Here is a 6,000-nt window from a genome sequence, read left to right on the forward strand (position 1 = left end):
TCAAATTTGAAAGAGATAAGGCTTTATGATGGCAACGAGGATTATCACCCATCTCGCCGGAGTAACTGGCATAAAAATTGTTTAATCTTTATGCCAGCGCTTCGGCATTTGCTGGCAAGGAGACAGTGTTGAAAGACCATATCGTACCCCCACGAAAAACTAGCGCGAGTTTATCTTATCAACTCAAACGTATTGGGCGCATGCTCCTTCTTTTACTGAGCTTGGCTTTTATAGTTTACGGATTCGTACTGGCTTTCCATCCGCCGCTAACAACCTGGCTACTTCAACCCGGTGGACACTTTGCCCCAGATGACCGATTCATACTGGTTAGTGTTAAGGTTCAGTTTACAACCGGAATAATGGGGCTAATTGTTTGGCGCTTATGGTAAAAGTGGCAAGCAATGATGGGAGAAGGATAACGTTGCTCAGCTCAATCCGGTTTACTGATTGCTTAAATAGAAGGCAGTCATGCCTACATCAGAAAGGAGAAGCATAGATGGTAGAAGCACGTTATCAAGGCAAGCCTGTTAGCAGTCTTCCTGAAGAAGCTTTTGCTGAAGGGTTATCGCGATCCGGTTTAAGCCCCGTTCTGCTACTGGCATCCCCGACCACAGTACCCGTTACCACGGATGAGCGCTGGTGGCTCGCAAAGGAAAACGTGTCAGGACATTACGGCAGGATTTTTTATGCTGCGGTGCGGGAGTTGGTCATAAGGTCGGATATCATCTCAGTAGTGAGAAGTATTGCAGATGAGAATTTCACGTCCGAACATATGGGGTACTTCGAGCGACTTACCTCTGATGAAAAAGAAGTCGTGTTTAGTGATTACCTGCGCACTCTCGCTGAAGGCGGTCTTACCTGCACTGAGAAGAATCTCGTCAAACTGACGCAAGATTTATACCCGATTGATGCAACTCCTGACAACATTAGAAAGCTATCCACGGACAGGGATGCACTGAACGAACTACACATCGATGGTATGGTACTTTTTATTACCGGCCCTGCGCTTTGATTATGGAGATAATACATGCGGTGTTATCCCTGTTAAGGGTTAAGGTAACATTCTTCTAGAATTACAGAAAAATAGAGGTCTAACATGATAGTAAATAAAAACAGGTTTATGCATAAAAACGGGAAAAGGTTTAAGTCCATCGGAAGGTATTTAAGATTTTGGCAAGCAGTAGCGTCCTCTGGTTTACCCATGGACATGGTAATACGGGAAAAACCATATCAACTTATGGTCGCTTTGATTGCTTTATATACGGCCATCCCTGTTGTTACAATAGTAATTTTATCTGGTCAGCAATCGCATAAGTTGGAACTAATTGCTGTGCATTTCAGTACAATTATCACGATGGTGTTTGTTTTGCGTCGAAAGATGGGGAAACGTTGGCTGGATTTATTTGAAGAAAAATTAGCCATTTATAAACCTAATGATAAACTCGCGCTTAGCGAATTACACGAAAGCATACGTGAGAAAAATGGGCTAGACTTGCAGGATTTACAAGATTGGTACTGGAAAGAGAAGATGACATATGAGTATCACAAAGAACGTAAAACAACTATAAGCTATCAAAAATTCAAGTAGCGTTTTAAAATGACAGGGGAGGGCTATTGTGATTTATTAAGTCGGCAAGGTTATTAGGTAGGGGTGTTCAATATGATAAATTCTTCGAGTGAGGTTATTTCAAGAGTTGTTCTGGGCCTTTGAGATAGCTAATTATCATTACAGACTTTATCGAAAGGTATGAATTATGAACATTACCGACAAAGAACTTAGCTCAAATACAGTGAGACAGTATGGATGGAACTTAGGAGAGTTCAATCACTCAACGCCTTTTACATCTCATTTTATTTATATCACCGACTATCATAAAGATAATACATGGATGATTTCACTTTCGCAGGAGGATTTTAATACAACCAAAATTTTAACATCGTTAAGTCTAGGGAAGGTGCGAACAAGTTCCTGATATGAGATCATCATATTCATCCGGAGCGCATCCCAGAGGGACATCATGAGCCATTAACTCACCTTCGCCGATAGTGAATTCAGCACTAAGCGCCGTCAGACCCGAAAAGAGATTTTCCTCTCCCGCATGGAGCAGATTCTGCCATGGCAGAATATGACCGCTGTCATCGAGCCGTTTTATCCCAAGGCGGGCAATGGCCGACGGCCCTATCCGCTGGAGACCATGCTGCGTATTCACTGCATGCAGCATTGGTACAACCTGAGCGACGGTGCCATGGAAGATGCCCTGTACGAAATCGCCTCCATGCGCCTGTTTGCCCGATTATCCCTGGATAGCGCCCTGCCGGATCGCACCACCATCATGAATTTCCGCCACCTGCTCGAGCAGCATCAACTGGCCCGTCAATTGTTCAAGACCATCAATCGCTGGCTGGCCGAAGCAGGCGTCATGATGACCCAAGGCACTTTGGTGGATGCCACCATCATTGAGGCACCCAGCTCTACCAAGAACAAAGAGCAGCAACGCGATCCGGAGATGCATCAGACCAAGAAAGGCAATCAGTGGCACTTTGGCATGAAGGCCCACATTGGTGTCGATGCCAAGAGTGGCCTGACCCACAGCCTAGTCACCACCGCGGCCAACGAGCATGACCTCAATCAGCTGGGTAATCTGCTTCATGGAGAGGAGCAATTTGTCTCAGCCGATGCCGGCTACCAAGGAGCGCCACAGCGCGAGGAGCTGGCCGAGGTGGATGTGGACTGGCTGATCGCCGAGCGTCCCGGCAAGGTAAAAACCTTGAAGCAGCATCCGCGCAAGAACAAAACGGCCATCAACATCGAATACATGAAAGCCAGCATCCGTGCCAAGGTGGAGCACCCGTTTCGCATCATCAAGCGGCAGTTCGGCTTCGTGAAAGCCAGATACAAGGGGCTGCTGAAAAACGATAACCAACTGGCGATGTTATTCACCCTGGCCAACCTGTTTCGGGTGGACCAAATGATACGTCAGTGGGAGAGATCTCAGTAAAAACCGGAAATAACGCCAGAAATGGTGGAAAAAATAGCCTAAATAGGCTGATTCGATGTGTTTGCGGGAAAAAAATCGGCCCAGATCCGCGAAATTTTAATCAGCGAGTCAGCTTGGGAAGAAATGACCTGCTTATTCGCACCTTCCCTAGATGCCTGTGTATCCATGCTCGGAAAGATACTAAAAAAAATGTCTAACAAAAACGGTATCTCACAAACGGAAGAATCTGAATTCGCATTTCTTTTAACAAACTATATTAAACAGACTTTGACTTTTAGAGAATGGCAACGCAATGCTGACGGAAATCAACGACTGCACTTTCTTATTAATATCTACGGTGCAAAAGAAGACGGTGGCGAAGTGGTTTTAAGACCATTTATTGTAAATCCTGATGAATTAATGCTTACTCCAGCGGATGTCGTTGAATTTAATTCGCAGGTTATCAACGTTGATCGGCAGCGTCATCCTGAGTGGTTCCGTTAACTGGTCACAAGGGTTAAGAGCCTGAAAGGCTGCGATAGTGTATACGCAGCCTATTCTGTATAGCCGTCGCGTAATAATTGTTCTAAATGACTATCGACCGTTTCCTGATCACCAGGAATATATCGTGGCCATCCTGTTATATCGTTGACGCGTTTCACTATGTATGGATGAAACCCAAACTGCTCGGAAGTGATGTCAATATAATATTGCACTTCTTCGAAGTTCAATTCACACCAATAATGGCCAAAGCCACCACTCTCTGTAAATATACCGCCATCATCTGCACCGTTACCCCCACGAACAACAGCATCTAGACCTTTAGTTTTTGCTAAATAACATACAAGATAGCTTGCAAAAAGGCATGTGCCTTTCGTCTTCTTTGTGCCGCACTCCGTCAAAACTGAAAGTAGCTTTTCATGCGCCACTCGTGCAATGCCTGATACCAATTCCGGGGACATGTCTGCTCCAATGAAATTATTAGATCGACTTAAACAGGTAATATGTAATTAGGCATTACGATAAGTCGTGCCCTATTGGTTGGTACATCGTAAGAAAAGTAACTTTTCTAATCCCAGCCTGCACTCCGGGAATGCTTCTAACCTGAATAAATCACGGGGGCAGTGCTGGATACTTGTCAACTGTATTTGGATTCACAGGCTAACTATTTTTATACAGTTTAAGTGAATAAAACTTACTTAAAGCAGCGAACCACGCCGAAAGTGTATTGAGGAATACCGCCAATTCATCAGAACCATTTTTGATAGCACTGAGTAGAGCGATTAGTCCAAGGAACACCGAAAGAAAGACTAGTATTGCGGGTAAAAGTTTATACATGATAGACGTTCCTTTTAAAGGTTCAGATAGGTAGACCAACGCAGATAACGTCGGAATTGCCTGTTGTAAGATTACGCTCATTTAATTATTTTTATAACCTATGAATCCGCGTATAATTTCATTTGTAGTAATCTTCGTAATATATATCTGATAGACATTGATCTTTTTAATGTCTTGTTGACTCACAACACCATATAAGCAACTCTTAGATTGGTTTAACACAGCGCTTCCACTAACTCCATTTTGATAAAAAGCAGTCAAACCATCAGAACCAACTATTCCTTTATAATAGTAGGTTGAGTCGGGGGAAGCATACGTATTTGAAAGCGTATTATACATTCCCGATAGAACCCAAACAGACTCACCTGGAGCTAGAACATTATCACATACTGGAAGCTTCCAATTAGGTGGGGCTTTGACAATAGTATTTTTTTCTACTTTTAAAAGAGCGAGGTCCCGGTTCTTAGGATCATCAATATTGATAACTGTTGCTGGTTGGCTCCCATTCCTTGTTATTATACTTAGACTATAATCCTTGCTTGCATCAAGCCATAAATGTGAAGCTGTAAGAATATGTTGTTCATCGATCCAAGTACCTGAGCCGGAGATTGTCTTATTTCCAGACTTGATTTGAATTTTTACAGCTGAGTCCGAAAGCTCAAAATCATTGTGGTGCATACTTTGTTTATGAGGATTATCGGTGGAACAAGCAGAAATCAGTAAGGCTGAAAGAGCTAAAACCTTTCTATACATAGTCAGTTTCCTTCGAATAAGGCGAGTTTGGTTTCTAGAATATTTTATCCAGCGAGGAATTCTTCTAACGTGCTATCTTGGTACTGGGGATATATCTGCTTCATCATGCCAAAAGCAGCAACCGCTACGCTTTCTAAGTCGGAATAGAATTTAGGCTCCGTATTAAGATCATCACCATTCTTCAGAACGCCCTCGAAGCAGCTATAATCATTTCCGAACTCTTGAACAATAATCCAGCGCCCATCACGGAAACCTACGAGCATAACCGCTGAATTAGGATAGTCGCCAGCAGGCGTTAGCCAATCAAAGTGATAGTGCTTTATCGTATCATATTTCAGATGTACATTCATTATTCCTCCGTTGGCGATTACATTATTTGAGTTTTTTCATGGACTCTAAAGAAGCGAGGTAGGAATTATAGCGATCACCAAATTTTTCTTTCGCACGCTTAACGCGCATTTTCTCCGCGAGCTCAGTCTTGTTTTCTGCCTGGTAGGTCCTATTATTTTGCGTCTTTACTTCGGCCCCTGGGCCTGCTGCGTACGTTTTGTTTTTCTCGCTAATACACGCTCGGCATTTACTCTTGAGGCCAAACTTGCCCTTGAGCTCTTTTCCAAACTGTTCAAAGGGTTTAACTTGCTGACATGATTTGCATTTTTTAAAGCCCGGGGGGAGGTAGGTGTCAGCCATGAGCTGCTCCAGTAGGTATTGATTATAGGTGATTTTAACTTAAAGACGACGTCACTTTCAAATAAATCGACTACTTAACGCTGATCTTACATAATCCTGATTATGCGCACTTAAGTTGTAATGGCTCAATAGTAATGTCCGCCTGTGGCTCAATTCAGATGTCCGCGCTATGGTAAGCTTCACTGGTCCGTTTAAACTACCGGGAGGCATATCATGAGCGCAGAAAGCTCAGGAGTGTTTA

At 43.4% G+C, this 6,000-nt stretch carries 9 protein-coding genes; 5 read left to right on the forward strand and 4 right to left on the reverse strand.

Annotated features, from left to right (window positions below; translation table 11 throughout):
• The first annotated feature begins 496 nt into the window (after positions 1-496).
• From LLF79_RS25440 to LLF79_RS25455, 5 genes are all read left to right on the forward strand, one after another.
• Positions 497-1,012, forward strand: a complete 516-nt coding sequence (locus tag LLF79_RS25440) for a hypothetical protein (protein ID WP_000228894.1) — start codon at positions 497-499, stop codon at positions 1,010-1,012.
• Positions 1,013-1,201: 189 nt separating this feature from the next.
• Positions 1,202-1,588, forward strand: a complete 387-nt coding sequence (locus LLF79_RS25445; RefSeq protein WP_000367710.1) for a hypothetical protein — start codon at positions 1,202-1,204, stop codon at positions 1,586-1,588.
• Between the two features lie 496 nt (positions 1,589-2,084).
• Entirely contained in the window at positions 2,085-2,999 is a 915-nt protein-coding gene (locus LLF79_RS25450; RefSeq protein WP_116326030.1) for an IS5 family transposase, read from the forward strand.
• Positions 2,981-3,196 carry a hypothetical protein gene (locus tag LLF79_RS27005; protein WP_122966916.1) on the forward strand — a complete coding sequence of 72 codons (216 nt, stop codon included), beginning with the start codon at positions 2,981-2,983 and terminating at the stop codon, positions 3,194-3,196. Before LLF79_RS25450 ends, LLF79_RS27005 begins: the two co-directional genes overlap by 19 nt.
• Complete coding sequence (locus tag LLF79_RS25455; protein ID WP_233144839.1) at positions 3,099-3,482, forward strand: hypothetical protein; 384 nt, start codon at positions 3,099-3,101, stop codon at positions 3,480-3,482. The genes LLF79_RS27005 and LLF79_RS25455 overlap by 98 nt, the downstream gene beginning before the upstream one ends.
• A gap of 50 nt (positions 3,483-3,532) precedes the next feature.
• Here LLF79_RS25455 and LLF79_RS25460 read toward each other — a convergent pair whose 3' ends face one another.
• The 4 genes from LLF79_RS25460 to LLF79_RS25475 form a co-directional block, all read right to left on the reverse strand.
• Positions 3,533-3,940, reverse strand: coding sequence for a hypothetical protein (locus LLF79_RS25460; RefSeq protein ID WP_001371904.1), 408 nt, complete (start codon positions 3,938-3,940; stop codon positions 3,533-3,535).
• A gap of 457 nt (positions 3,941-4,397) precedes the next feature.
• Complete coding sequence (locus tag LLF79_RS25465; RefSeq protein WP_000285959.1) at positions 4,398-5,069, reverse strand: serine protease; 672 nt, start codon at positions 5,067-5,069, stop codon at positions 4,398-4,400.
• Between the two features lie 44 nt (positions 5,070-5,113).
• The gene (locus tag LLF79_RS25470) at positions 5,114-5,419 is read right to left on the reverse strand and encodes a hypothetical protein (protein WP_001100610.1); all 306 of its coding nucleotides are present in this window, start codon (positions 5,417-5,419) and stop codon (positions 5,114-5,116) included.
• 22 nt (positions 5,420-5,441) lie between these two features.
• Positions 5,442-5,759, reverse strand: a complete 318-nt coding sequence (locus LLF79_RS25475) for a hypothetical protein (protein WP_000785965.1) — start codon at positions 5,757-5,759, stop codon at positions 5,442-5,444.
• Positions 5,760-6,000 lie beyond the last annotated feature (241 nt).

This window comes from Enterobacter cloacae complex sp. 2021EL-01169 (genome assembly GCF_020733125.1).
Classification (GTDB): Bacteria; Pseudomonadota; Gammaproteobacteria; order Enterobacterales; family Enterobacteriaceae; genus Enterobacter; species Enterobacter roggenkampii.